The sequence below is a fragment of the Binatus soli (SeqCode) genome (assembly GCF_050015535.1).
GTDB lineage: Bacteria > Desulfobacterota > Binatia > Binatales > Binataceae > Binatus > Binatus soli.
In genome coordinates this window covers 35563-62472 of the sequence record NZ_JBEKBF010000009.1, presented here as the reverse complement: position 1 = coordinate 62472, position 26910 = coordinate 35563, and the positions used below count along the sequence as shown (strand labels likewise).

Sequence of the window (26910 nt, the reverse complement as noted above, 5' to 3'; positions counted from 1 at the left end):
GCCCTACCCTACGTCGCCGAGACTGAACCCGAGCGCCAGCATTTTCTTGACCGCCGCCCGCGCGCCTTCCGATTCGCGGCTCGCCAGCGACGGATCGCGCCGGATCCAGTCGTCAGCCATCTTGCGCGCGCGTTCGATCGTGCGATGGTCGCGAATTAGATGAACGAAGCGCAGCGGCAGCGCCCCGGTCTGCCGCGCGCCGAGCAAATCGCCCGGACCGCGCAGCCGCAAGTCGGCCTCCGCGACCTCCGCGCCGGTCATGCTTTCGCGCATGACCGCCAGGCGCTCCAGCGCCGGTTCGTCCGCGTCGCTCGACGCCACCAGGCAGCATCGCGACGGCTTCTCGCCGCGCCCCACCCTGCCGCGCAGCTGATGCAATTGCGCAAGGCCGTAACGTTCCGCCGCGACCACCACGATTATGGTCGCCTCGGGCACGTCGATTCCCACTTCGACCACCGTCGTGCAGACCAGGACGTCGATCGCGCCGTCGCGAAATTCACGCATCGCGCGATCTTTTTCCGCAGTCACCATCCTGCCGTGCATCGTGCCGACTCTCGCGCCGGGGATAGCGTCCTTCTTAAGGCGCGCCGCCGTGGCGGATACCGACTTGGCTTCGTCTTCGTCGCCATCGATGAACGGTACGACGTAGTACGCGCGTCCGCCGCCGCCTATCTCGGCGCGCAGCTCCTCATGCACGCGCGCGATATCGTCCTCAGTGTAAATCTCGGTCGCGATCGGCGTGCGCCCCGCCGGCAGCTCGTCGAGAAACGATACGTCGAGATTCGCGAACAGGCTCATCGCCAGGCTTCTCGGAATCGGCGTCGCCGTCATCATCAGCAGATTTGCCTTCGGCCCCAATGCTTTCATCTTCGCGCGATCGAAAACGCCGAATCGATGCTGCTCGTCGATCACGCCGAGCGCGAGTCTGCGCATTAGCACCCGCTCCTGTATCAGCGCATGCGTTCCGAACACGACGCCGATTTCGCCGCTTGAAAGCCCGCGCAAAGTCTTGTTACGCGCCGCACCCGTCACGCTCCCCGTGAGGATCGCGCTCTTTATGCCCAGCCGCCCGCACACGCGCGCGAAGCCGCGCCAGTGCTGCTCGGCGAGCAGTTCCGTCGGCGCCATCATCGCCGCCTGATGCCCGCATTCGACCGCCCGGATCATTGCCCAGAACGCAACAATCGTCTTGCCGCTGCCGACATCGCCCATCAGCATCCGGTTCATCTGATTCGGCCGCGCCAGATCGGCGCCGATTTCCTCTATCGCACGCGACTGCGATCCCGTCAGCTTGAACGGCAGCTCATCCGTCATCCGCTGACTGAGATCGCGCGATCCATCGAGCGCTATTCCGGCGCGGCGCGCGCTGCGGATGCGTTCAATCGAAAGCGCCAACTCGAACGCGAACAGTTCATCGAATGCGAGCGCCAGATGGCCGCGCGATTCTCCGTTCGCCAGGGCGTCGAAGTCGGCATCGGGCGGCGGATCGTGAATGTAGCTGAGCGCGTCGCGAACCGTCGGCACTTCGCCGCGCACTTCGTCGGGGATCGATCCGCGGATCGAGTCGCCCGTCTCGCCGAGCGCGCGCGCCACCAGGCTCGCGAACAGCCGTTGCCCTACAATCGAAGGGATACGGTAAACCGGACGGATTCCTTTCGGCTCGCCATCCGACAGCGGATGCAACTCCGGTTGGACTATCTCGATTCCGCCGTCGAGTCCCGCCGCCACTCGCCCGCGGACCAACACGCGCTCGCCGCCCGGAAGATAGCCGCGCATGTAAGCGGGCAGGTTGAACCATACGACCCGAATCTGCCTCCCGCCCACGTTGAGCCATCCCGACGCGAGCCGGCGCCACCGCGAACCGCGCATCGGCCGCTCGGAAATCTTGCCAAGGTCGCCTTCGACGACGACGATGCTCCCGGCGCGCAGATCTTCAGCCGGCGTGCGCTCGCGCCAGTCCTGGTAACGCGCCGGCAGATGAAAGATGAGGTCGCCCGCGGTCGCGATCCCGCGCGCTTCCAGAGCCGCCGCGCGCTTCGGGCCGATCCCCGGCATCGCCGCAACGGGGCTCCCGATTCCAAGCGCACGTTTCACGCGTGATGGTAATCCTGCAGCGCGCGCACCTCGAAGGGTTCGTGCTTGAGCGCGAAGATTCCTTCGACCGCCGCCTTCGCTCCCGCCATCGTCGTGAAATACGGCAGGCGAAGTTCCAGCGCGGTGCGCCGAATCGAGAACGAATCCTTCGTGCCGCTCGCGTCCGGCGTGTTGACGACCATCGCGACGCGCCCATCCTTCATCACATCCACTATATGCGGGCTGCCTTCGAGCACCTTGTTGACGCGTTCGCACTTGAGCCCGAGATTTCGAATATGATTCGCGGTCCCGCGCGTCGCGATCAGATCGAATCCCATCACAACCAGCCCGCGCGCTATCGGCTCGAGGTGTCGCTTGTCTTCGTCGCGGACGCTGATGAACACCAACCCGCCATCCGGTAGATTCGACCCCGCCGCCAGCTCCGCCTTGGCAAACGCCATCGCGAAGGTCGTGTCGATTCCCATCACTTCGCCGGTCGATTTCATCTCCGGTCCCAGAATCGTATCGACGCCCGGGAATCTCCCGAACGGAAACACCGACTCCTTGACCGCGACGTGGGTCGGCACGCGTTGCGTCGTGAACCCAATCTCGCTGAGCTTCTTCCCGGCCATCACGAGCGCGGCATACTTCGCCAGAGGCACGCCGATCGCTTTGCTGACGAACGGGATCGTGCGCGACGCGCGCGGATTGACTTCCAGGATAAAAACTTCGCCGCAATAGATCGCGTACTGAATATTGATCAGCCCGATCACGCCGAGTTCGCGCGCCAGCATTTCGGTTTGCGCGATCAGCTCCTGCTGGATTGCGGCGCTCAGCGTCGTCGGTGGGATCGCGCACGCGCTGTCGCCCGAATGAATCCCGGCGTGCTCGACGTGCTCCATTATTCCGCCGACCACGACCGTCTCGCCGTCGGCGATCGCGTCCACATCCACTTCGATAGCGCCTTGCAGGTAGCGATCGATCAACAGCGGATGGCGCTCGGAGGCTTGCAGAGCCTGCGTCACGTATCGGCGCAACTCCTCTTCGTTCGGGATCACCTCCATCGCGCGTCCGCCCAGCACGTACGACGGCCGGATCAGTACCGGGTATCCGACCTTGGATGCGCCCGCGATCGCATCCTCCAGCCCGCGTGCCAACACTCCGTCGGGCTGGCGCAGCCCGAGCCGCGCGACCATCGCGTTGAATCGCTCGCGATCCTCCGCGCGGTCTATCGCGTCGGGACTCGTCCCGAGAATCGGCACGCCCGCCCGCTCCAGCGGCACGGCGAGCTTGAGCGGCGTCTGCCCGCCGAACTGCACGATTACGCCGACCGGCTTCTCGCGCTCCGCAATCGCCATCACGTCCTCGAACGTCAGCGGCTCGAAGTACAGGCGATCCGAGATGTCATAATCGGTCGAAACCGTCTCGGGGTTGCAGTTCACCATGATCGTTTCGAAGCCGCCCTCTTTGAGCGCCATGCTCGCGTGCACGCAGCAGTAGTCGAACTCGATGCCCTGCCCTATCCGGTTCGGCCCGCCGCCCAGGATGATCACCTTTTTGCGCGCGGTGGGCGGCGCCTCGTCCTCGCCTTCGTAAGTCGAGTAGAGGTAGGGCGTGAACGCCTCGAATTCCGCGCCGCAGGTGTCCACCGATTTGAAAACCGGGGTCACTCCCGCTTCGCGCCGCGCCGACGCCACCGCCGCCTCATCGACCCCGCGCAGTTCCGCGATCCGCCGATCGGAAAATCCCATCGGCTTGAACTCCCGGAAGTACGATGCGCCGAGCGGCTCGCGCGCGACGCGCTTTTCCTCCGCCACCAGTTCCGCGACTGCGTCGATAAACCACGGGTCGATTTTGGTCAACTGGTAAACTTCCGCCCGCGTTATCCCCAGCCGTAAAGCGTCCGCCAGATGGTACAAGCGATGGCTGCTCGCGGTCGCGACTTGAGCGCGGATTTGCGCCGTCGCAAGAGCGTTCGGCGGCTTTGAGAGGCCGCTCTCCAGCCCGTGCGATCCGATTTCGAGCGAGCGGAGCGCCTTCTGCAGCGACTCCTTGAAGGTCCGCCCTATCGCCATCGCCTCGCCGACCGACTTCATTTGCGGCCCCAGCTCGTCGGCCGCGCCGCGAAACTTCTCGAACGTGAAGCGCGGAATCTTGGTCACCACATAGTCGATCGTCGGCTCGAAACACGACGGCGTCATGCGCGTGATATCGTTGGGAATCTCGTCAAGGCGGTAGCCCACTGCCAGCCGCGCCGCGATCTTTGCGATTGGAAATCCCGTTGCCTTCGACGCCAGCGCCGAACTCCGCGACACGCGCGGGTTCATCTCGATCACGACCATCCGTCCCGTGCCCGGTTCGATCGCAAACTGGATGTTCGATCCGCCCGTATCGACGCCGATTTCGCGGATGATTCGAATCGCCGCGTCGCGCATGATCTGGTATTCCTTGTCGGTCAGCGTCTGCGCGGGTGCGACCGTTATCGAATCGCCCGTGTGCACGCCCATCGGATCCAGATTCTCGATCGAGCAGATGATCACGACGTTGTCCGCCATGTCGCGCATTACTTCGAGCTCGAATTCCTTCCACCCTTCGACCGATTGCTCGATCAGCACTTCGTGGCTCGGCGATTGTTCGAGTCCGTACGCCACCTTGGCGCGATAGTCGTCGAGTTCGCGCGCGATCGAACCTCCCGTTCCGCCCAGCGTTCGCGACGGCCGGATGATCACCGGCAGGCCAAGCTCGCCCAGCACCCGCTCGCCGTCGGCCGCCGAATGCGCAATGGCGGAACGCGGCACCTCGAGCCCGATCTTCAACATCGCCTGCTTGAACAGGTCGCGATCCTCGGCCTTCTTGATCGCCCCGAGCTTCGCCCCGATAAGTTCGCACTTGAATCGATCGAGTACGCCCGCCTCCGCAAGCTCTATCGCCAGGTTCAGCGCGGTCTGCCCGCCGACCGTCGGCAGGATCGCGTCCGGACGCTCGCGCTCGATGATCTTCGTCAGCACCGCCACGGTCATCGGCTCTATATAGGTGCGATCCGCCAGGTCCGGATCGGTCATTATCGTCGCCGGGTTCGAATTGACCAGGACGAGTCTCAGCCCTTCCTCGCGCAGCGCTTTGACCGCCTGCGTGCCCGAGTAATCGAACTCGCACGCCTGCCCGATGACGATTGGCCCCGAGCCAATCAGCAACACCGATTTCAAATCTTTACGAAGCGGCAACTTGGTAGTCCCGATATGTCGAACTTGGATCGAGTCGATGCGTTGATCTGGTCATCGCGCCGATGCCTCGGCGGCAAGGATTCGGTCCAGCGCCTCCGCGCCGTAACGCGGGAACGCTTCAACCAGTTTCTTGAATCGCGCAAACAGGTAGCTCGAATCGTGCGGCCCGGGCGAGGCCTCGGGATGATATTGCACGGAAAAGAACGGCACTCCGGTTCCCTGCAGGCCTTCGACGGTGTTGTCGTTCAGGTTCAGATGCGAAAGCTTCGCACGTCTTCTCAATGACTCGTCATCGACCGCGAAGCCGTGGTTCTGCGCCGTGATCTCGACCCGCCGGGTGCGCAAGTCCATCACCGGATGATTGGCGCCATGATGGCCGAAGTCGAGCTTGTAAGTCTTGCCGCCCAGCGCCAGCCCGATCAACTGATGGCCAAGGCAGATGCCGAACACCGGCTTCTTGCCCAACACGCCCGCGATAGCTCTGTAAGCGTACGGCAGCGCCGCAGGATCGCCGGGTCCGTTCGACAGGAAAATTCCGTCGGGGTTGTGCGCGAGTATCTCCTCTGCGCTCGACGCCGCCGGGACCACCTTCACGCGAAAGCCGGTCGCCACCAGCCGGCGCAAAATGTTCAGCTTGATTCCGTAGTCGAGCGCGACAATCGCGGGCGCATCGCGCATCGCTTCGTGGCTCATGCGGAGGTAGCCGCGCCCTAATTTCCAATCCCCGAAGTCCCAATCGTAAGCCTCAGCGGATGTAACCTCTTTCACGAGATCGCGGCCGACCAGTCCCGGCGACGCCTTGGCCTTGCGCACCAGCGACTCGGCGTCCAGATCGACGCTCGATATCACCGCTTCCTGCGCGCCGCGCGTGCGCAAATGGCGGACCAGCGCGCGCGTGTCGATACCCTCGATACCCACCACGCCCGCCTCTTCCAGGTACTTTCCAAGCGCCATCTCCGAGCGCCAGTTCGACGGCCGCTCCCAGTATTCCTTGACGATGAAACCCTCCAGGTACAAGCGCCGCGACTCTGCGTCCTCGGCGTTGATTCCAACGTTGCCGATTTCCGGATAAGTCATGCAGACCAACTGGCCCTTGTACGACGGGTCAGTCAGCACTTCCTGGTAGCCGGTCATCGCGGTGTTGAAGACCGCTTCGCCCACCGCCTCGCCCATCGCGCCGAATGCGCGGCCGCGGAAAATTCGCCCGTCGGCGAGCGCCAGTATCGCTTCGCGCCCTTTGCTCATCGATCCGTTACGCCTTCCTCCCGTCGTAAACGATTTCGCCCGCAACGATAGTCAGCACCGCCCTGCCCTTCAGCCGCATCCCTGCGAACGGAGTGTTGCGGCTCTTTGACAGGAATTTTTCCGGCGCAACGGTCCACTCGAGATTGGGATCGATCACCGTGATATCCGCGACCGCGCCAACCGCAAGCGTACCTGCCTCCAGCCGCAGCAGTGCCGCTGGATTGAGCGACATCATCTCGACTAGACGCGCCGGTTCGATCAAAGATCGATGCACCAGGTCGAGCGCAAGTCCGAGCGATGTCTCAAGACCCACGACTCCGTTTGCCGCGTGCGCGAATATCTCGGCTGCGTCGTGATCGAGATGCGCCGCCTGGTGCCCCGGACCGAAAAAGGCGCCGAGTTGCTCCATCCGCTTCGATTTCGGATCGTGCGGCGCGTGGTCGGTCGCAATCATGTCAACGGTGCCATCGCGAATCGCCGCACGGAGCGCTTCGACATCATCGCGATTGCGAAGCGGAGGGTTCATCTTGGCGTTCGGCCCCCAAGTCAGCGCGGCGCTTTCGTCCAACGTGAAATGATGCGGCGTCGCCTCGCAGGTGACTTGCGCGCCATGCCGGCGCGCGGCGCGGATGAGTTCGAGTGACTCGGCCGTGGACACGTGGGCGACATGAACCGCCGCGCCCGAGCCGATCGCTATCGCGAGATCGCGGCGCACGCGTTGCGGTTCCGCCGAATGCGCATAACCGCTGACGCCCAGATGCTCCGATACCGCGCCGGCGTTCAACGCTCCATCGCATGACAGCGCGCGATCCTCTTCATGCAGCGCAACCGCAAATCCAAGCCGCCTGGTTTCATGCAACGCGCGCGACAGCACCGCCGCATCATCGATCGGGATTCCATCGTCGGAAAACAATCGCGCACCCGCATCAAGCATCGCGGCGAAATCCACCGGCTCGATCCCGCGCAGCCCTTGCGTGACCGCCGAAACCGGCGCCAGCCGTGCGCAATGGGCTTCCCCGGCGCGCTTGAGCATGTAACGCGTAATCGCGGGACTGTCGTTGACCGGCGACGTGTTCGCCATCGCCGCCACGGTCGCGAAACCGCCCGCCGCCGCTGCCCGCAAACCCGTCAGGATCGTTTCCTTTTCGGGGAAACCGGGATCGCGCAAATGTACATGCGGATCGATCAGGCCGGGCACGATCCAGCATCCGCTCGCATCCACCAAAGTTGCATCGTCCAAATTTGTCCGAGCCTCGGCCCGTTCCACCGCTGCAATCTTGCCGTCGCGCACCAGCAAGTCACACTGTCCATCGAGTGCGCTTGCGGGATCGATCACCCGTCCCCCTCTGAGCAGGATTGAGTTCAATGCGCCGCCTCGGGTTCTTTCAGCGGTTCGACGATTGAATAGATCATTACGCGATCGTGCGACTTGCTCTCCGTGCCGGCCGCTGCGAGGCGCACCTGCACGCGCTCGCCGCGTGAGGTCGGGATATTCTTGCCGACATAGTTTGGCCGAATCGGGACGGCGCGATGCCCGCGATCGATCAACACCGCCAGTTTGACCGCGGCCGGACGGCCGCGCTGCCAGATCGTCGCCATCGCGCGTTGCACGGTCCAGCCGCTGTTAATTACGTCATCGGCAAGAATTATTGTGCGGTCTTCGACGTTGAAATTCTCGGTGCCGTCGATCGGATGCAAACCGTCAGCCGGTTGGTACGCATCGAGCGACGCACACGGAGGAAGAACTCCGGTCTTCGCTCCAATCAGGTCGCGCAGCCGAAGCGCGAGCATCGCGCCGCGACTGACGACGCCCACAATCGACACTCCCGGCATATCGTGAACGTCGGCAATCACCTGGTCGGCGAGCGATTCGATCGCACGAACGACTTCCTCTTCATTCATAATTTCGCGCTGAGGCCCGCGCCGGTAGGGTTCGTAGCCGGCCTCTTCGGCCTGCTTCACGCTGTCGAATACCGCCAGCGAGCCTTCTTCGATCCATTGGCGGACATAGCCTTGCAGGTTTTCGTCGAAGCGATAATAGCGATGCGATCGCGCATGACCGACGTATTCAATCTTCAGTTCGCGTTCGCAGAAGCCGCACTTCAGCGCGAGCACGGTGGCATCCGTGCCGCGCCCGAGCGTGAATCGCGGGGCCAGGTAGGCGCCCTCGAATCGCGTCACGCAGTTCAGATTGGAGCATCGCGGCGGCGGCTCGGCCTTGAAGCGAATCGCCCCGGCCGTCGGCCGCTGACCGGCGGATGCGCCGGCAGCTTTCTCCATCAGCAATGCGATCAACGCCATCCGGACCGGCACGCCGGCAGCGGCCTGCTCGAAGTAAACCGCACGCGGATCGGCATCGAGCTCGTACGCCAATTCGCCCAGGCGCGGCAGCGGATGCATCACGACGGCTTCCTGCGTGCGGCTGGTGCGAAGAGCGCGCGCGTCGAAGCGGACGTACTCCGCGAGACCGGCCTCCTTCCCCGACATGCGCTCTTTCTGCAGGCGCGTGACGTAGAATGCATCGAGCGCGGCCGGAGGCTCGGCCGCGGGAAATTTTCGTAGCTCCCCGTCGTCGGTAAAGAGCGCCATCTGATGCGGCGCGCTAGGGGTCAGATAAAGAGCGTCGAGGCCGCCCGCCAACGACTTGAGTTCATCCATCGTGACGGTCGAAAAGCTGTAATTGCGCTCCGCGGCCAGCCGTTCCAGCACGTAGTCCGGAACGTCCATCCCGCTGGTCGGCACGGCGACGATGTTCGCGCCGAAACGTGCCAGCGCGTAGATCAACGAATGCACCGTGCGGCCAAACTTCAAGTCGCCGCATAGCGCGACCGTGAGTCCCTTCAGATGGCCCTTTTTCTTGCGCAGAATGTAGAGATCGCAAAGCGTCTGAGTTGGATGCTCGCGGCTGCCGTCGCCCGCGTTCAGCACCGGGCATGGCGCGTACTCCGCGGCCACGCGCGCCGCGCCGTCATGCGGATGGCGCAGCACGATCAGGTCGGCATAGCCGGCGACAACGCGCACGGTATCGGCGAGACTCTCGCCCTTGGCGGCGGAGCTCGCGTGCATATCGGCCGAGCTGATCACCGCGCCGCCGAGGCGATGCATCGAGGACTCGAAGCTGAGCCGCGTGCGCGTCGAAGGCTCGTAGAACAGCGTCGCCATGATCAGTCCGGCAGCGGTCGTGATCTGCTCGCCGCGCTCGAGCTGGGCGGCAAAGCCGTCGGCGAGCGCAAACACGCGTTCGATGTCCGAGGTCTCGAGATCCTCGATCGAAACGACGTCAAATTTTGCCAGCCGTGACACTGTATCCTTCGTCCCGCTTCGAGCGCGGCTGTTCGACCTCATTTTGCATTTGCGTTGCCAACCACAACCGCGTCCGCGCCGTCGATCTCGGTGAGCCGCACGTAAATGCGCTGGCCGTGCGGGACCTGGACGTTTTTGCCCACGTAGTCCGCGCGAATCGGAAGCTCGCGCTCGCCGCGATCGACCAGAACGGCGAGCTGCACCGATTCCGCCCGGCCCAGATCGGAGATCGCGTCGAGCGCGGCGCGCACGGTTCGCCCGGTGTATAGGACGTCGTCAACGAGCACCACCCGCTTGGCGTCGAGGGAAAAAGGAATGTCGCGGCCGATTAGCCGGGGATCGCCGGGCAAGCCCTTGCCGTCGTCGCGGTAGGAAGAGATGTCCAGCGTACCGACGGGGACTTCGCGCCTGCCATTGGCCCGCAACTCATCGGCGATCCGTTCTGCCAGCGTGGCGCCGCGGCGAACGATTCCCACCAGCACGATGTTGTCCGCGCCGCCGTTGTGCTCGGCTATCTCCATCGCGATCCGCTTGAGCGATCGCCCGAGCTGAGCGGCGTCGAGTGCGACGTTGGCCGCGGCGCTCATCGCGCCGGCCAAAAAAAATCCCGACTGCGAAAACAGCCGGGTCCGGAAATATACACTTTCATTGTCGTCCCTTTTCGCTATCTCAGTAGCGGGTTAAAGGTGACTAGAATTTATGATCGCAAAAGATTGCGGTCAACCCCCGCAATCAATCCCGCTCTCCGGCGCGACGCGAGTCATGCGCCGCGCTTGCGCTCGAGTTTTCGCAGGCGTTGATCCTGGTCGCGGGTCTGAACCGTAATCCGGTCGTCGAAGCGGTCGAACTTGCGCGCGAGATTGGCCAGCGATTTGCCGGTTTGCTTGAGTTCGGCGCCGAGTTTTTTCGCCGCGAGCTCCGCCGACGCCGCAATTTCCCGCTTGAGAATCTTCGCGCTCTCGCCGATTTCGCGTCCGAGCTCGCCGCCCGAGAGCGCCGCCTGCCTCCCGGCGCGCTCGCTGGTGGAGGCCACTGCGCGTACCGCTTCTTCGCGGAACTCGGCGGCGCGGGCGGCAAATTCGCCGCGAAGTCCCTTCTCAGCGGCGGCCAGCTCGTCGCGGAACTCGATGCGCGCCTTGCCCAGCGCTTCGCCCAGCCGCACGATCTCAGCGCCGAGATCGTCCCGCGCGGCGACGATGCCCAGCCGATTCTCGGCAATCTGCTCGGACAGGAAGCGAATCTGGCCGCCGACTTCCGCGAACTGCCCGAATATCTCATCGCGCAACGTGTCCAGGCGTCCGCCGAAACCCGACACCGCCTCGAGCACAAGATCGAATCGCGCCCCCAGCTCCTCGAGGATCCCGCCAATCCTGTTCACGGCTTCGTCCGCCACCTGATGCTCCCTTTTCGGTTTCCGGTCTAGTGCACGAGCATGCCGACTCGATCCCATCTGATGTACTCGAACCACAACGGGACCTCGCTCAGTGCCGAGGCGCCGTCCGCCTTCTCCTCATTCCACGGCAAATAAATGACCGTGGCGCGTCCCTCAACGTCGTTCAGATCGACAAAGCCCCAAAAGCGGCCGTCGTAGCTGCGATCGCGGTTATCGCCCATCATGAACAGCTTGCCCGGCGGCACCGTCACGGGTCCGAAGTTGTCGCGCGGCGAGACTGGCGATCGATCCTGCGCGGCGACCTCCCAGTGCCGGTGCGGGTCGGGCATCTCGGAACCGTTGAGCCAGACGACGCCGTTCTTCACTGCAACCGTGTCGCCGGCGACGCCGATCACGCGCTTGATGAAATCCTTGCTGCGATCGGGCGGAAAGACGAACACCACGACGTCGCCGCGATGCACCGGCGCGAGATGAAAGACGTACTCGCCCAATCGGAGGCCGGGGATCTCGAGGCCAAAAATCGAGTCCGGCATCCGCAGCCCGTAAACAATCTTGTTGACCAAAATATGGTCGCCTATGAGCAACGTCGGTTCCATCGAGCCCGACGGAATTTTGTACGCCTGTATGAAGAACGTGCGGATGAAGATCGCGAGCACGAGCGCGATGAGCATCGCCTCGCCATACTCGCGCGCGACGGACTTCTGCGCCGGCGCGTGATTGGCAATCTCGCCGGCGTTTTGCGGCTGTGCTTTGGAAATGTTGCGCGCTGGTTCGGCCACTGCAGTCCCTACTCCCCGACCTTGAGCAGGGCCAGGAAAGCCTCCTGCGGAATCTCGACCCGTCCCACCTGCTTCATCCGCTTCTTGCCTTCCTTTTGCTTCTCGAGCAGCTTTCGTTTTCGCGTGATGTCGCCGCCGTAGCACTTGGCGGTGACGTTTTTGCGCAGCGCCTTCACGGTTTCCCGCGCGATAATCTTGGAGCCGATCCCGGCTTGAATCGCGACCTCGAACATCTGGCGGGGAATCAGCTCGCGCATCTTTTCGCACAACGCCCGGCCCCGTTCGTAGGACTTGTCGCGATGCACGATAATCGAAAGCGCGTCCACCACCTCGCCGTTAATTCGAATATCCAATTTAACCAGAGGCCCGGCACGGAAGTCCAGAAACTCGTAGTCCAACGACGCGTAGCCCCGGCTCACCGATTTCAGCCGATCGTAAAAATCGAAGACGATCTCGGCAAGCGGCAATTCGTAGTGCAGGATCACGCGCTTTTCACCCAGGAAACGCAAATCGCGCTGGAGGCCGCGCCGGTCTTCGCACAGCTTCATCACCGCGCCCAGATACTCCTCGGGCATGTGGATAGAAGTGAGAATGAACGGCTCCTCGATCGCCTCGATCGTGTTCTCATCGGGCAGATGCGCGGGATTGTCCACCGTCGTCAGCTCGCCCGAAACCGTGCGCACCTGGTAGGCGACCGTCGGCGCGGTTACGATCAGGTTGATTCCGAATTCGCGTTCGAGGCGCTCCTGCGCGATTTCCATGTGCAGCAAGCCCAGGAATCCGGCGCGAAAGCCGAAGCCGAGCGCCTGCGAGGTCTCCGGTTCGCAGATGAGGCTCGCGTCGTTGAGCCGCAGCTTTTCGATCGCGTCGCGCAGCGCGCCGTACTGATTCGCCTCGGTCGGATACAGGCCCGCGAACACCATCGGCTTCAATGTCTTGAAGCCCGGCAGCGGCGCCACCGCGGGATTGTCCGCATCGGTAATCGTGTCGCCCACCCGCATGTCCGCGACGGTTTTGATCCCCGCCACGACAAAGCCGACCTCGCCCGGACCGAGTGCGTCGGTGGGCCGCTCGTGCGGCGTGAAATGCCCCAGGCGCATCACTTCGCCCAGCTTGTCGGTGCCCATCAGGCGAACTTTCATCCCCACCCGGATTTCGCCGCCGAAGACGCGGACCAGACCGATCACGCCCTCGTACACGTCGTACCAACTGTCGAAGATGAGCGCGCGGACGGCGTCCTCGCCGGTGGGTTTGGGCGCGGGGATTCGCGCGACAATCGCTTCGAGGACATCGTCGATCCCCACGCCCTCCTTGGCGCTGGTAAGAACCGCCTCGGAGGCATCGAGCCCGATGATTTCCTCGATCTGATGCCTGGTGCCCTCGACATCTGCGCTGGGCAGATCGATTTTGTTGATCACTGGAATAATTTCGAGCCCGTGATCGAGCGCGAGATAGACGTTGGCGAGCGTTTGCGCCTCGACGCCCTGGCTCGCATCGACCACCAGCAGCGCACCCTCGCACGCGGCCAGGCTGCGCGAAACTTCGTAGGCGAAATCGACGTGACCGGGCGTATCGATCAAGTTCAACACGTAGCCCTTTCCATCTTTGGCCGTGTAGTTCAGCCGCACCGAGCGCGCCTTGATCGTGATTCCGCGCTCGCGCTCGAGGTCCATCGAGTCCAGAAACTGATCCTTCGACTCGCGCATCGTGAGCGCGCCGGTGCGCTCGAGGATTCGATCGGCCAGCGTGGACTTGCCGTGATCGATGTGCGCGATGATCGAAAAATTGCGAATCGAGGCGGCTTCGGTCATTTCAACTCGAACGGGCGCGCTGCTGCTTGAAATATTTGAACGTCTCTTCGAGTCCGTCTGCGAGCTTCTTTTCGGGACGCCAGCCAAGCTCCCGCTCCGCGCGCGCCGGCGATATGACGGAGCGCTTTTGCTCGCCGGGACGCGCTGCCGCGTGCTCCGCCCGGGTCGGGAAATCGGCGATGCCCGCGAGCGTGGAATAAAGATCGTTCACGTTGGTCTCGATGCCGGTGCCGATGTTGAGCGCGATTCCCGACGCGCTCGATTTCCCGGCCGCGACCACGGCCCGCACCACGTCGCCGACGTAAACGTAGTCGCGCGACTGCGTGCCGTCGCCGTAAATCGTCACGGGCTTGCCGTCGAGGATTCGTCCGCAGAAGATCGCAACTACGCCGGCTTCGCCGTGCGGATCCTGGCGCGGGCCGTAAACGTTGCCGAATCGCAGCGCCAGGTAGTCGATTCCGTACTCGACCTTGTAGAAAAACAGATAGGCTTCGGTCGCCAGCTTGGCGACGCCGTAGGGACTTACCGGCCGGCGCGGATGGTCCTCGGTGCACGGGAACTCGTCCTGCTCGCCGTAAATCGCGCCGCCGGTCGAAGAAAAGATCACGCGCTTGAGGCCGTGTTTGCGCGCCGATTCGATCAGGTTGAGAAATCCGACCAGGTTCACTTGCGCGTCGAACGCAGGATCGGCGACCGAACGCCGCACGTCCATCTGCGCCGCGAGATGGAAGATAATCTCGGGGCGCGCCTGCTCGACGACGGACGCAACTGCCGCGGCGTCGCGCAGATCGGTTTGATAGAGCGCGGCTTTCGCGTTCACCTGCATGCGCTTGCCGGTGGACAAATCGTCCAGCACCGACACTTCACCGGCGCCGGACGCGACCAGCGCATCCACCGTGTGCGAGCCGATAAAGCCGGCGCCGCCGGTCACCAGAATTCTCATCGAAGCGTCTTTGTCCAAAACCGTCCTAAACCGGGTGGCGTCCGACCGAGTAGTACCGCAGCTCGAGCGCCTTCATCAGATCCGGATCATACAGGTTCCGGCCGTCGAATATCACCGGCTGTTTGAGCTCGGCCTTGATGCGCTGAAAGTTGGGATGCCGGAACTCGTTCCACTCGGTCAGAATCAGCAGCGCGTCGGCGCCCGTGAGCGCCTCGTAGTTGGTTTTGTGGTAGGTGACGCGATCGCCAAAAATCTTGCGCGCATTTTCCAGCGCTTCGGGGTCATGCACCCGGCATTTCGCACCCGCCTGCAGAAGTTCCTCGATCACCACCAGCGCCGGCGCGTCACGCATGTCGTCGGTGCGCGGCTTGAAGGCCAGCCCCCAAATCGCAAACGCGCGGCCGCTCAGGTTTTGTCCGAAATGCTGTTTCACGCGCGCGGGGATCAGCCGCTTCTGGCGGGAATTCACCTCTTCCGTCGCGCGCAAAAGCGCGAAATCAAGATTGTGCTCGCCGGCCGTGTGAATCACCGCACGCACGTCTTTGGGAAAGCACGAACCGCCATAACCGACACCGGGAAACAAGAACGACGAGCCGATGCGCTTGTCGGTGCCGAGTCCGCGGCGGACGGCGTTGATGTCGGCGCCGACGGCGTCGCACAGATTCGCCATCTCGTTGATGAACGAGATGCGCATCGCGAGCATCGCGTTGGACGCATACTTGGTCAGCTCCGCCGAGCGCGGATCCATCACGAGGATCGGATTGTCAGTGCGCACGAAGGGGTTGTGAATTTCCTTGAGGATAGCCGTGGCCCGCTCGCTCAGGCTTCCGATCACGACCCGGTCCGGCCGCATGAAATCTTCTATGGCGGAGCCTTCTTTGAGAAACTCCGGGACCGAGCACACGTCGGCGCGATGTTTGGCGAAGCGGCCGACGATTTCCCGCACCCGGTCGCTGGTGCCGACCGGAACGGTGCTCTTGATCACCACGATGTGATAGCCGGTGATCGCTTTTGCGATATCCTCGGCCGCCTGGAAAATCGCCGTCAAGTCCGCCGCGCCCGACGCGCTCATCGGAGTGCCCACGGCAATATACGACACCATCGATTGCTTGACCGCTTCGGCGATGTCGGTGGTGAAATGAAGCCGGCCTTCCTTCAGATTGCGGCGCACCAGTTCTTCGAGTCCCGGCTCATAGATCGGAATCCTGCCCTCGCAAAGCTGGGCGATTCGCTGCTTATCGATGTCAACGCAGAATACTTCATTGCCGCTTTCGGCATAGCAGGTGCCGCTCACCAGTCCGACATATCCGCTCCCCACGACTGCGATGTTCATCGATAGCCTCTAGAATTCTTCCTTGATTACGTAGATCGGCTTTCCCTGCGATTCGTGATAGGTGCGCGCGAGCATCTCGCCCAGCAGTCCGATACTCACAAACTGTACTCCGACGACTACCAACAAAACCGCCAATAGCAACGCGGGCCGATTACCCAGTTCGCGTCCCAGTAGTATCTTCTCCATCACCAGGATGAACGTCCATAGACCGCCGAGTCCGCCCAGCACGATTCCGATCAGGCCGAACACCTGTATCGGCGCGGTGGAATAACCGGAAAGAAATTTGACGGTGATAAGGTCAAGCAAGGTGCGCACTACGCGCCACAGTCCATACTTGGAGGCGCCCGCGCGGCGCGGCCGAAATCCGACTTCGACTTCCGCGATTCGCGCACCCTGCTCCGCCGCAATCGCGGGGACAAATCGATGCATCTCGCCGTAGAGCTGCAGACTGCGTGCAAGCTCCCGCCGGTAGGCCTTGAAGGTGCAGCCGTAGTCGTGAAGCTTGACGCCGGTCATGGCCGAAATCAGTGAATTTGCCGCCATTGAAGGCAGCCGGCGCGTAAACCGTTCCGCCTGCCAGCGCTCAGTGCGCCAGCCGCTGGCCAAGTCGTAGCCTTCGTCGAGCTTGGCCAGCAGCCGCGGGATGTCGGCGGGATCGTTTTGTCCGTCGGCGTCCATCGCGATTACCACGTCGCCGGTGGCGTGCGCGAAGCCGCAGGCCAGCGCGGCCGTCTGTCCGGAGTTGCGCGCCAGCGAGATCACGCGCACATTTTGGTCCGCGGACTTAATCTGACGCAGTACCTCGATGCTCCCGTCGGTACTGCCGTCGTCCACGAACACAAGTTCGTAGGCGCGTCCCAACGCCTGCATCACGCGGCTTAACTCTGCATGCAGCGGGGCGAGGCTATCCCGCTCGTTGTAGAGCGGAATAACTACTGAGTAGTCCATCTTGAATGATGAGAGTCGATCAGATTGATAAACTCCCGATAGCGATTATCTATCTCTTCCCAAGTCAGAGCCAATAGCCTCTCCAGCGAAAGACGCTCGACTACGAACGACGCCATCACGCTGCCGTACACGACCGCCGTGCGCAGCGAGGATTCCGTTACCCGCCCGTGTCGCGCCAGAAACCCCATCATGCCGCCCGCAAACGTATCGCCCGCTCCGGTAGGATCGACCACCTCTTCCAGCGGATACGCGGGCACCGCGAACATGCCTTCCTCGCTGAACTGAAGCACGCCATACTCGCCGCGCTTGATCAGAACGGTGGCCGGGCCCATTTTCAGGATCGCGCGCCCCGCCTTGACGAGGTTGTGCTCGCCCGTAAGGGTACGCGCCTCGCTATCGCTGCAAAGCAGTATCTGGATTCGCTCGAGCACCCTGGCCAGGCCGGGGCGGGTGTTCTGGATCCAATAGTCATAGAGATCGGCCGTGACTAGTTTGGGACTAAGCACCTGGTCCAGCACGTGTTCCTGAAGCGCAGGATCGTTTGGCGCCAGATAAAGGTAGTCTGCGCGGCATTGGTCAGGCAGCAATTCCGGCGTGAAGTTCTCCAGGACGTTCAGCGAAAGCTTGACCGTGTCGCGCGTGTTCAGGTCTTCGTGATAACGGCCGTGCCATCGCGTGGTCAGCCCCTCGCGTTTGACTACTGCGCGCACATCGATATTCCGATCGGTGAACAATTGGAGATCCTCGGGCCTGTAATCCGTACCGACCACCGCGACTATGCTGACCGGGGAAAAAAATCGCGCTGCTATCGAAAAATAGCTGGCGCCGCCGCCCAACACTTCCTCGACTTTTCCGTTGGGCGTTTCGACCGTGTCGTAGGCTAGAAATCCGACCACAACGATACTCATCTATTGCCCCTTCAGCGCGCCCGGATTTCGATGATCCTGGAGATACTTGCCTATCAGCGGCCGCAAGTCGTCGATCAGGCGCTGCGGAATTGCCGCGCGATCGGTAATTATCGTGTTCTTGAGCGCGTCCTGGCATCTGCACGTCCGCGCACGATTGCCAAGCGCGTGCGCAAGCGCCGACACGGCGCTTTGCGCCTTGTCCACGTTCAGCTTCATCACGCGCAGGATCTCGCCGATATCCACCGCGGCGGCCGTATCGTGCCAGCAATCGTAATCCGTCACCAGCACCAGCGCCGCGTAACACATCTCCGCCTCGCGAGCGAGGCGCGCCTCCTGCATCGCGGTCATGCTGATGACGCTGGCGCCAAAACTCCGGAAAAGATTCGACTCGGCGCGCGTCGAGAATTGCGGACCTTCCATGCATAGATAGGTTCCGCGGTCGTGAACGACCGCGCCGCCCGCGCGCGCTGCGACGGCCAGATCGCTCGCGAGATTTGCGCACACGGGATCGGCGATCGAAACGTGCGCCACCAGACCGTCACCGAAGAATGTCATCGGACGCTTGATCGTGCGATCGATAAACTGATCTGGAATTACCAGTTCGCCCGGATGAATTTCCTCTTTCAGGCTGCCCGCCGTCGATACCGAAACGAGATGGGTCACGCCGAGCCGCTTCATCCCGAACACATTGGCGCGATAATTTATTTCGGACGGCAACAATCGATGGCCGCGCCCGTGTCGCGCGAGAAAAACGACCCCGATGTCTCCGATTCGTCCCTGGTAAAACGGATCGGACGGAGGCCCGAACGGTGTCTGGAGCTCTATCGGCTCGACCTTGTCCAGGCCCTTCATCTGGTAGAAGCCGCTGCCTCCGATCACTCCGAGTATGTTTTGTAGCATTTTTCTTCTGGCGCTAATTCTGAACCGGGGTCAGGCCGGATTGTGCTGTTCGGCGTAAAGCTGGCCGCATGCCGCCGCAATATCGAGCCCCCGGCTTTCGCGGATTGTTGCGGTCAAATTACCGTTGTTCAGGATCGCTTGAAAGGCCTCCACCGCGGCGCGTGAGCTGCCCCGAAGCGGGGAGCCCGCCAGCGGATTGTAAAAAATCAGGTTCACTTTGGCGCGCAAAGGCGCAAGCAACTTCACCAGCCGCCGCGCGTCCGCCAGCGAATCGTTCACCCCCGCGAGCATCACGTACTCGAAGGTGATCCGGCTGCGCCGCTTGATCGGCAGCTTCCGGCATGCGTCGAGCAAAACTTCCAGCGGATAGCGCTGGTTGATCGGCGCGAGGCGGTCGCGAAGCTCGTTGGTCGTGGCGTGGATCGAGACCGCCAGATTGACCGGAGTCTCGCCCAGCAACCGCTCCATCATCGGGACCAAACCAACGGTGGAGACCGTGATCCTCCGCGGTGAGATGCCCATCCCCCAATCGGAAGTCATTATCGTGAGCGTGCGCACCAGGCGCGGGTAATTTGCCAGCGGCTCGCCCATCCCCATGAAAACGAAGTTCGTGAGTTCCTCGCCTCCGGCCAGCTCGCGTCGAGCGGCAGGGATCTGCACCAGCATCTCGGAAGTGGTGAGGTTGCGATGCAGTCCCATGTGGGCCGTCGCGCAGAATTCGCAGGCCATCGCGCATCCCACCTGGCTCGACATGCAAAGTGTGACGCGTTTTTCGGTGGGGATTATCACCGATTCGATTGCTTCACCGTCGTCGAGCCGAATGAGCAGTTTCCGGGCGCCATCCGACGAACGCGAGACGAACGACGACACCGGATGCCCGATAGTGAAGTTTTGCTTCAAATAATTGCGAAGGGCCGCCGGCAGATCGCGCATCTCGTCGAATGACTCAGCGCCGCGAGCGTGTACCCAATGCAGAATCTGGCGGGCGCGATATGAACGTTCACCCGCGCCGGCGACCATTTGCTCGACCTCATCGAGCGTCAAATCGCGGAAATCCGCGCCGGTGGGGGCAGGCTCGGCCGAGGTTTGGCTATTCGCGTTCACAGCCACTTATTCTAATCGAAACGTCGCCGTGAAAGCAGGACGGTTTTTTCAGGAAAGAATTTCCCGAGCGGGGAAAAAGAAGGCGATTTCCTCGGCCGCCGTCGCGGGCGCATCCGAGCCGTGCGTGGCGTTCTGCTCGACGTCGATTCCGAAGTCCTTGCGAATCGTGCCGGCGTCGGCCTTTTTGGGATCGGTTGCGCCCATCAGTTGACGCCACTTGCTGATCGCGTTCTCGCCCTGCAGCACCGCAATAATCACCGGGCCGGAACTCATATAGTCGCACAGCCCGCGGAAAAACGGCCGCGCTTTGTGCACGTCGTAAAATTTCTCGGCGTCGGCGCGCGAGAGATGAATCTTGCGCATCGCGACGATCGCCAGCCCCGAAGCTTCGATGCGTTTGAGTATGTCGCCGGTGAGCCCGCGCCGCACCGCGTCGGGTTTGATGATTGCCAGGGTTCGTTCCATCGAATTAATTCTTGCCTGCCAGTACTGATTTCATCGTCGAGCCGAGGTCAGCCGGGCTCATCGCGACCGTGATTCCCGCCGCCTTGAGCGCCGCGATTTTATCGGCCGCAGTGCCGCGTCCGCCTGAGATAATCGCCCCGGCGTGACCCATCCGCCGCCCCTTGGGCGCGGTTTGGCCGGCGATAAACGCGACCACGGGTTTCTTAAAGTATTGCTTTATGTATTTGGCGGCCTCTTCCTCCGCCGTTCCGCCGATTTCACCAATCATGATGACCGCGCGCGTCTTGGGATCCTCGTTGAACAGCTTGAGCGCGTCGATATGGGTTGTGCCGACGATCGGATCGCCGCCGATTCCGATGCAAGTCGATTGCCCGATTCCAAGCTGGGTCAGCTGATACACCGCCTCGTATGTCAGCGTGCCCGAACGCGACACGACGCCGATGTCGCCCGGCTTGTGGATGTAGCCCGGCATGATGCCGATTTTGCATTCACCCGGCGTGATGATTCCCGGGCAGTTGGGACCAATCAGGCGCGACTTGGTTCCCGCCAGGTAGGCCTTCACTTTGACCATGTCAAGGATCGGAACGCCTTCGGTGATGCAGATGACGAGCTCGATGCCGGCGGCGGCGGCCTCCAGCATCGCGTCGGCGGCGAACGCCGGCGGCACGTAGATCACGGTCGCGTTGCAGCCGGTCGATTTGCGCGCCTGCTCGACGGTGTCGAAGATCGGGATGCCTTCGAAGTCGGTACCGCCCTTGCCCGGCACGACGCCGCCGACCATTTTGGTGCCGTACTCTTTGCACGCGCGCGTATGGAGTTGGCCGGTCGCGCCGGTAATTCCCTGCGTCAGGACGCGGGTGTTCTTGTCGACTAAAATACTCATCTGAAAATTCTAGGCTCCGATTTCTTTTACGATGCGCCGGGCGGCGTCGGCCATGTCGGTGGCGGTAACCACCTTGATCCCCGAGTCGGCAAGGATCTTCTTGCCTTCGACGACGTTGGTGCCTTCCATTCTGACCACCAACGGCACGTTCAATTTGACCTGCCGGGCAGCCTCGACGACGCCCTGCGCCAGCACGTCGCATCGCATAATGCCGCCGAAGATGTTGATCAGCACGCCTTTGACGCGCTTGTCCGCGAGCAGGATGCGAAATGCAGCGGCGACCTTCTCGGTGCTGGCGCCACCGCCGACGTCGAGGAAGTTGGCCGGCTCGGCGCCGTAAATCTTGACGATGTCCATCGTGGCCATCGCGAGACCCGCGCCGTTGACCATGCATCCGATGTTGCCGTCGAGATGCACGTAGCTGAGATCGTACTTCGCCGCCTCGGTCTCGGCGGGATCTTCCTCATTGGCGTCGCGCAGCTCGCGGATGTCGGGATGGCGGAACAAGCCGTTGTCATCGAATGACATTTTCGCGTCGAGGCAGATGAGGCGGCCGTCGGTCGTCACCACCAGCGGATTGATCTCGATAAGCGACGCGTCGGTTTCGATGAACGCCCGATAGAGCGAGGCGAGCAGCGCCGCGAACTGGCCGACTTGCTTGTCCTTGAGGCCGAGCGCGAATGCGATGTTGCGCGCCTGAAAGCCGGCCACACCGAGCAGGGGATTGATCGACTCGGTGAAGATTTTTTCGGGCGTCCTGGCGGCGACTTCCTCGATATCCATGCCGCCCTCGGTGCTCGCGATCACGGAAACCATTCCCGCCTTTCTATCGACGAGCATCCCAAGGTAAAGCTCGCGAGCGACGTCGCTTGCTTCCTCGATGTAAACGCGGCGCACCACCCGGCCCTCGGGGCCAGTCTGATGAGTCACCAGCGGCTTGCCGAGCAGCTTGGCGGCGAAATCGCGCACCTCGGAGGCAGCAGTCAGCAGTTTGACACCGCCGGCCTTGCCGCGGCCGCCGGCATGGATCTGCGCCTTGGCCACAGCTTTTGGCTGGCCCAGCGCCGTGAATGCAGCAGCAGCCTCGTCAGGTGTGGTCGCGAACTGCCCCTTGGGAACGGGAACGCCGAAGCGCGCCAGCACCTGCTTGGCTTGATATTCGTGGATGTTCATTCAGTTACCCAGGCATCAACCTCATTTTGGATAAGGATCGGGAATCCCTCGAATCGACCCGCTCGCTCACGACGACATTAGCGCGGCGGCAAGGTCATTTCATGAACAAATCGCGGAGCCATTTGATCGTCGTCTGGCGGCCGACCGCGGCGATTGCGCTCGTGAGCGGAATATCCTTGGGGCAAACCTCGACGCAGTTCTGCGCGTTGCCGCAGTCGGCTATACCGCCCTCCCCCATCATCGCAGCGAGCCGCTCGTCGAGGTTCATCTTGCCGGTCGGATGCTGGCTCATCAGATAGACCTGCCCGATCACGGACGCGCCCATGAACTTCGAGTGCAAGTTAAACTGCGGGCACGCCTCGAGACAGCATCCGCAAGTCATGCATCGCGAGAACGGGTAGGCGAACTGCTGGGCGTCGGCCGCGACTCGCGGGCCCGGACCCAGGTCGTAAGTGCCGTCGATCGGAATCCACGCGCGCGCCTTCTTGAGGTAGTCGAACATTTTCGATCGATCGACCCATAGATCGCGGACCACCGGGAACTTCGTCATCGGCTCGACCGTCGCCGGCCCGTTGAGCCCGTTGGCAAGCTGCGAGCACGCCTGGCGGACGCGCCCGTTGATCACCATCGTGCACGCGCCGCAAACCTCCTCCAGACAGTTGGCGTTGAAGACGACCGGCGCGACGCGCTTGCCCTGGCGAGTGACCGGGTTGCGCCGAATCTCCATCAGCATCGAGACGATGTTGTGATGCGGCAAATACGGCAACTCGAACTCCTCGTAATAGGGCTCCGAGTTCGACGTTTCCTGGCGCTTGATTCTCAATACTTGCGTCTGTTCTGACACTGGGATGCTCCTGCGGGACTACGCGGCGGATTTCTCGATGTCGTAGCGCCGCGGCCGCGGCTTGATGAGGCTCACGTCAACCGGCTCCCAACTGAAACGCGGGCCGTCGGACGACCACGCAGCCATGGTGGTCTTCATGAAATTCACGTCGTCGCGCTCGGGAAAATCCGGCTTGTAGTGCGCGCCGCGCGATTCGTTGCGATTGAGCGCGCCGAGCGTCATCGGCCGCGCGATCTCGAGCATGTTCCATAGCTGGCGGACGAATAACACTTCCTGGTTCGCCCACTTGCCCTTGTCGTTGAGCCCGATTCGGCCCCATCGATCCTTGAACTCGAGCAGCTTGTCGTCGGTCGCCTTGAGCTTGTCGTTGTAGCGCACGACGGTGACGTTCTCGGTCATGATCTCGCCGAGCTCGCGCCACACCGTAAAGGCGTTCTCCGGACCGCTCATCTTGAAAATTTTGTCGAATGATTCGCGCTGAAGCTTCAGCTCCTGATCGTAAATCTGCGAACTGGCCGCGCTCGTGTGCGACTTGGCATAGCCGATCATTGCCGGCTCGCAGATGTTTCCGGCGTGTATGCACGATAGCAGCGAGTTCGCGCCGAGCCGGTTGGCGCCGTGATATTGAAAGTCGCACTCGCCCGCTGCGAACAGCCCCGGGACGTTGGTCTGCTGATGGTAATCGACCCACAGACCGCCCATCGAGTAGTGCATCGCCGGAAAAATCTTCATCGGGACCTTGCGCGGGTCCTGGCCGGCGAACTTCTCGTAGATTTCGAGCACGCCTGCGACCTTGCGCTCGAGTTCTACGGGGTCCAGATGGCTCACGTCGAGGTAAACCACCGGATTGCCGTCAACGCCGAGCTTCATCTCGAACACGACCTTGTGAATCGCGCGGGTCGCGATGTCGCGCGGCACCAGGTTCCCGTACGCCGGGTACATGTCTTCAAGGAAGTACCACGGCTTGCCGTCGCGATAGGTCCACACGCGCCCGCCCTCGCCGCGAATCGACTCCGAGATGAGCCGATTCTTGTCCTCACCCTGCATTGCGGTGGGATGCACCTGGACGAACTCGCCGTTGGCGTAGGTCGAGCCCGCCTGGTAGCAGGCGCTGACCGCCGATCCCGTACAGACCAGCGACTGCGTCGAGCGACCGAAGACAAGGCCCGGGCCGCCGGTCGCGACAAGCGTGGTGTCGGCGGGAAACGCGCGCATCTCGAGCGAGCGCGTGTCGATCGCAACGATCCCGCGGCAGTTCCCCGACTCGTCCTGCACGATGCTCAGCATCTCCCAGCCTTCGAACTTGCGCACCAGGCCCGCCGCCTCGTAGCGGCGGACCTGCTCGTCCAATGCGTACAGGAGCTGCTGCCCGGTGGTGGCGCCCGCGAATGCGGTGCGATGATGCTTGGTGCCGCCGAAACGGCGGAAGTCGAGCAGACCTTCGGGCGTGCGATTAAACATCACGCCCATCCGATCGAACAGGTAGATGATCGCCGGCGCCGCCTCGCACATCGCCTTGACCGGCGGCTGATGCGCCAGGAAGTCGCCGCCGTAAATCGTATCGTCAAAGTGAATCATCGGCGAGTCGCCCTCGCCTTTGGTGTTGACCGCGCCGTTGATTCCGCCCTGCGCGCACACCGAGTGCGAACGCTTGACCGGGACGATGGAGAAGAGATCGACTTGCTCGCCCTGCTCCGCGAGTTTCATCGCCGCGGTCAAACCTGCCAGCCCGCCGCCTACGATTATGTGATGCCCTGGCATTGGTTTTCTCCTCAGGCGGGTGCGCGAAATGCGACCAGAATTGAAACGCCGACGATGGCCAGGATGATAAACAGCACAACGCACAAGCGGTTCACCAGCGTTTGCGCCCTCGGCCCGACCGCAATTCCCCAGGTGATCGTGAACGTAAAAATGCCGTTGGTCAGGTGATAGACGCAGGCCAGGGTCCCGACCAGGTAGGCCGTCAGAATCAGCGGATTCATCATGAAGTTATGCATCCGCAGATAGTTCGTCTCGACGCCGGTGGCGTAGTAGAGCCCGCGCGTCGAGAGGACGTGAAAGCCGATAAACAGGAACGCGACTATCCCGGTGATGCGCTGCAGAGTGTACTGGTAGTTGCGCTGGTACGGGTAGTCGTTGGGCTGCGCGCCGACCGTGATGACCAATCCGTAAATCGCATGGTAGAGAATCGGAATCCACAGGACCAACGCTTCGACCGCGATCTGAAACGGAATATTGCGGGTGAACTCGGTTTCCTTCCACCACATCGCGCCGCCCTTCAGGACGAAGGCGTTTTCGAAGAAATGGAAGAATAAAAATCCGCCGATGGGAATGATTCCCGACAGCGAGTGCAACCTGCGCAGCAGCCAGTGCCTCTCGTCTGCCGTCATCCCGGCCGCAATCGCCGGCGCCGCAACTGCATCTGCTTCAGCCATAAGCCTTTCCTGAATCGCTAGCCCTGTTTTCCGGCCGCGATTACTTTGTCCATCGCCTCGACCAGTTCGCGCACATGCGCCACCGAACTGTCAAAGGCTGCCTTTTCGGCGGCACTCAGCTGGATTTCGACGACGCGCTCGACGCCGCCCGCGCCGATCACGATCGGAACCCCGGCGAAGAGTCCCTTCACGCCGTATTCGCCGTCAAGAAACGCGGCGCACGGCAGCACTTGTTTGCGATCGAGCATGTACGCCTCGACCATTATGTAAGCCGCGGCTCCGGCAGCGTAATACGATGAAGTCTTCATCAACTGGACGATCTCGCCTCCACCGCCACGGGTGCGCTTCTCAATTTCCTCCAGCCGCTTCGCCCCGACCAGGCGTTCGACCGGCTGTCCGCCGACGGTAGTGTAGCTGCGAATCGGCACCATGTCGTCGCCGTGCCCGCCGAGCACCATCGCGGAAACACTTTCCACCGACACGCCCAGCTCCGACGCCAGAAAGGCGCGGTAGCGCGCCGAGTCAAGCACGCCCGCCTGCCCGACTATCCGGCTTTTCGCGAAACCGGTCACGCGCTTGAGCTGCGTAACCATCGCGTCGAGCGGATTGGTCACCGCGATCACGAAAGCGCCGGGCGCGTGTTTCTTGATTGCGGCGCCGACATCGGTCATCACCGCGGCGTTTATCTTGAGCAGGTCGTCACGGCTCATGCCGGGTTTACGCGGCGAGCCCGACGTGACGACGCAACAATCGGCGCCCTCGATGAGCTTGATGTCGATGCCGCCGGTGACGTTGACGTCGATGCCGAGCACCGGCGCCGATTCGAGCATATCCAGCGCCTTGCCCTGCGGCAGTCCGTCGATGATGTCGTAGAGCGCGATATCGCCGAGTCCGCGCAGGAAGCATAGATGGGCGCAGGTCGCGCCGACGTTACCCGCCCCGATGAACGCAATTTTTTTTCGAGCCACAGTTTGCTACCTCCTTCCGGTCACTCCCTGAAGCCTACCTTATATGTGCATCTTTCCTAATGAGCAATACTAAAATGATGAGGCGCCCGGAACGGCACCGTGAACTCATCATGCGGGCCGCCCGAACGTGCGATAGATAGCAGCGTTGGTTGAGATTGTGAAGCAATCGGATCGGGCT

22 protein-coding genes are annotated in these 26910 nt (G+C 62.4%); all 22 read right to left on the bottom strand.

Translation table 11 applies throughout. The annotated features are described in order from the left end of the window. Nucleotides 1–3: 3 nt before the first annotated feature. A complete protein-coding gene (locus ABR989_RS08610; RefSeq protein ID WP_428127578.1) occupies nt 4–2094 on the bottom strand; it encodes an ATP-dependent DNA helicase RecG in 2091 nt (696 codons plus the stop codon). Further along, complete coding sequence (gene carB / locus ABR989_RS08605) at nt 2091–5297, bottom strand: carbamoyl-phosphate synthase large subunit (protein ID WP_428127576.1); 3207 nt, start codon at nt 5295–5297, stop codon at nt 2091–2093. The genes ABR989_RS08610 and carB overlap by 4 nt, the downstream gene beginning before the upstream one ends. Nucleotides 5298–5348: 51 nt before the next feature. Next, on the bottom strand, nt 5349–6542 hold the full coding sequence (carA, locus tag ABR989_RS08600; RefSeq protein WP_428127574.1) for a glutamine-hydrolyzing carbamoyl-phosphate synthase small subunit: 1194 nt from the start codon (nt 6540–6542) through the stop codon (nt 5349–5351). 7 nt (nt 6543–6549) lie between these two features. Beyond that, entirely contained in the window at nt 6550–7908 is a 1359-nt protein-coding gene (locus ABR989_RS08595; protein ID WP_428127572.1) for a dihydroorotase, read from the bottom strand. After that, nucleotides 7905–9845: an aspartate carbamoyltransferase catalytic subunit gene (locus ABR989_RS08590; RefSeq protein WP_428127570.1), complete on the bottom strand. Its 1941-nt coding sequence runs from the start codon at nt 9843–9845 to the stop codon at nt 7905–7907. Before ABR989_RS08590 ends, ABR989_RS08595 begins: the two co-directional genes overlap by 4 nt. 38 nt (nt 9846–9883) lie before the next feature. Then, nucleotides 9884–10432, bottom strand: coding sequence for a bifunctional pyr operon transcriptional regulator/uracil phosphoribosyltransferase PyrR (gene pyrR / locus ABR989_RS08585; protein ID WP_428127569.1), 549 nt, complete (start codon nt 10430–10432; stop codon nt 9884–9886). Between the two features lie 173 nt (nt 10433–10605). After that, nucleotides 10606–11238, bottom strand: a complete 633-nt coding sequence (locus ABR989_RS08580; RefSeq protein WP_428127568.1) for a flavin monoamine oxidase family protein — start codon at nt 11236–11238, stop codon at nt 10606–10608. A 26-nt stretch (nt 11239–11264) separates the two neighbouring features. Continuing rightward, on the bottom strand, nt 11265–11909 hold the full coding sequence (gene lepB, locus ABR989_RS08575; protein WP_428127721.1) for a signal peptidase I: 645 nt from the start codon (nt 11907–11909) through the stop codon (nt 11265–11267). 116 nt (nt 11910–12025) lie between these two features. After that, nucleotides 12026–13828: a translation elongation factor 4 gene (gene lepA / locus ABR989_RS08570; protein WP_428127566.1), complete on the bottom strand. Its 1803-nt coding sequence runs from the start codon at nt 13826–13828 to the stop codon at nt 12026–12028. Nucleotide 13829: 1 nt separating this feature from the next. After that, nucleotides 13830–14771, bottom strand: coding sequence for an NAD-dependent epimerase/dehydratase family protein (locus ABR989_RS08565; RefSeq protein ID WP_428127564.1), 942 nt, complete (start codon nt 14769–14771; stop codon nt 13830–13832). A gap of 25 nt (nt 14772–14796) precedes the next feature. Then, nucleotides 14797–16104, bottom strand: a complete 1308-nt coding sequence (locus tag ABR989_RS08560; RefSeq protein WP_428127562.1) for a UDP-glucose dehydrogenase family protein — start codon at nt 16102–16104, stop codon at nt 14797–14799. Between the two features lie 9 nt (nt 16105–16113). Beyond that, a complete protein-coding gene (locus ABR989_RS08555; RefSeq protein WP_428127560.1) occupies nt 16114–17052 on the bottom strand; it encodes a glycosyltransferase family 2 protein in 939 nt (312 codons plus the stop codon). Further along, nucleotides 17037–17960: a PfkB family carbohydrate kinase gene (locus ABR989_RS08550; RefSeq protein ID WP_428127559.1), complete on the bottom strand. Its 924-nt coding sequence runs from the start codon at nt 17958–17960 to the stop codon at nt 17037–17039. Before ABR989_RS08550 ends, ABR989_RS08555 begins: the two co-directional genes overlap by 16 nt. Continuing rightward, nucleotides 17961–18860 (bottom strand): S-methyl-5'-thioadenosine phosphorylase, encoded by a 900-nt coding sequence (mtnP, locus tag ABR989_RS08545; RefSeq protein WP_428127558.1) that lies wholly within the window; start codon nt 18858–18860, stop codon nt 17961–17963. It lies immediately after the preceding gene. A 30-nt stretch (nt 18861–18890) separates the two neighbouring features. Then, entirely contained in the window at nt 18891–19964 is a 1074-nt protein-coding gene (gene rlmN / locus ABR989_RS08540) for a dual-specificity RNA methyltransferase RlmN (RefSeq protein WP_428127556.1), read from the bottom strand. A gap of 48 nt (nt 19965–20012) precedes the next feature. Beyond that, the gene (gene ndk, locus ABR989_RS08535; protein WP_428127555.1) at nt 20013–20429 is read right to left on the bottom strand and encodes a nucleoside-diphosphate kinase; all 417 of its coding nucleotides are present in this window, start codon (nt 20427–20429) and stop codon (nt 20013–20015) included. Nucleotides 20430–20433: 4 nt separating this feature from the next. Then, nucleotides 20434–21312, bottom strand: a complete 879-nt coding sequence (gene sucD, locus ABR989_RS08530) for a succinate--CoA ligase subunit alpha (protein WP_428127553.1) — start codon at nt 21310–21312, stop codon at nt 20434–20436. A 9-nt stretch (nt 21313–21321) separates the two neighbouring features. Further along, a complete protein-coding gene (gene sucC, locus ABR989_RS08525; RefSeq protein WP_428127552.1) occupies nt 21322–22485 on the bottom strand; it encodes an ADP-forming succinate--CoA ligase subunit beta in 1164 nt (387 codons plus the stop codon). A gap of 94 nt (nt 22486–22579) precedes the next feature. Further along, nucleotides 22580–23329, bottom strand: coding sequence for a succinate dehydrogenase iron-sulfur subunit (gene sdhB, locus ABR989_RS08520; protein WP_428127550.1), 750 nt, complete (start codon nt 23327–23329; stop codon nt 22580–22582). Between the two features lie 18 nt (nt 23330–23347). Further along, nucleotides 23348–25090 (bottom strand): succinate dehydrogenase flavoprotein subunit, encoded by a 1743-nt coding sequence (sdhA, locus tag ABR989_RS08515; RefSeq protein ID WP_428127548.1) that lies wholly within the window; start codon nt 25088–25090, stop codon nt 23348–23350. Between the two features lie 11 nt (nt 25091–25101). Beyond that, on the bottom strand, nt 25102–25764 hold the full coding sequence (locus ABR989_RS08510; protein WP_428127546.1) for a succinate dehydrogenase/fumarate reductase transmembrane subunit: 663 nt from the start codon (nt 25762–25764) through the stop codon (nt 25102–25104). A 17-nt stretch (nt 25765–25781) separates the two neighbouring features. Next, the gene (gene mdh, locus ABR989_RS08505) at nt 25782–26732 is read right to left on the bottom strand and encodes a malate dehydrogenase (protein WP_428127544.1); all 951 of its coding nucleotides are present in this window, start codon (nt 26730–26732) and stop codon (nt 25782–25784) included. Between the last annotated feature and the right edge of the window lie 178 nt (nt 26733–26910).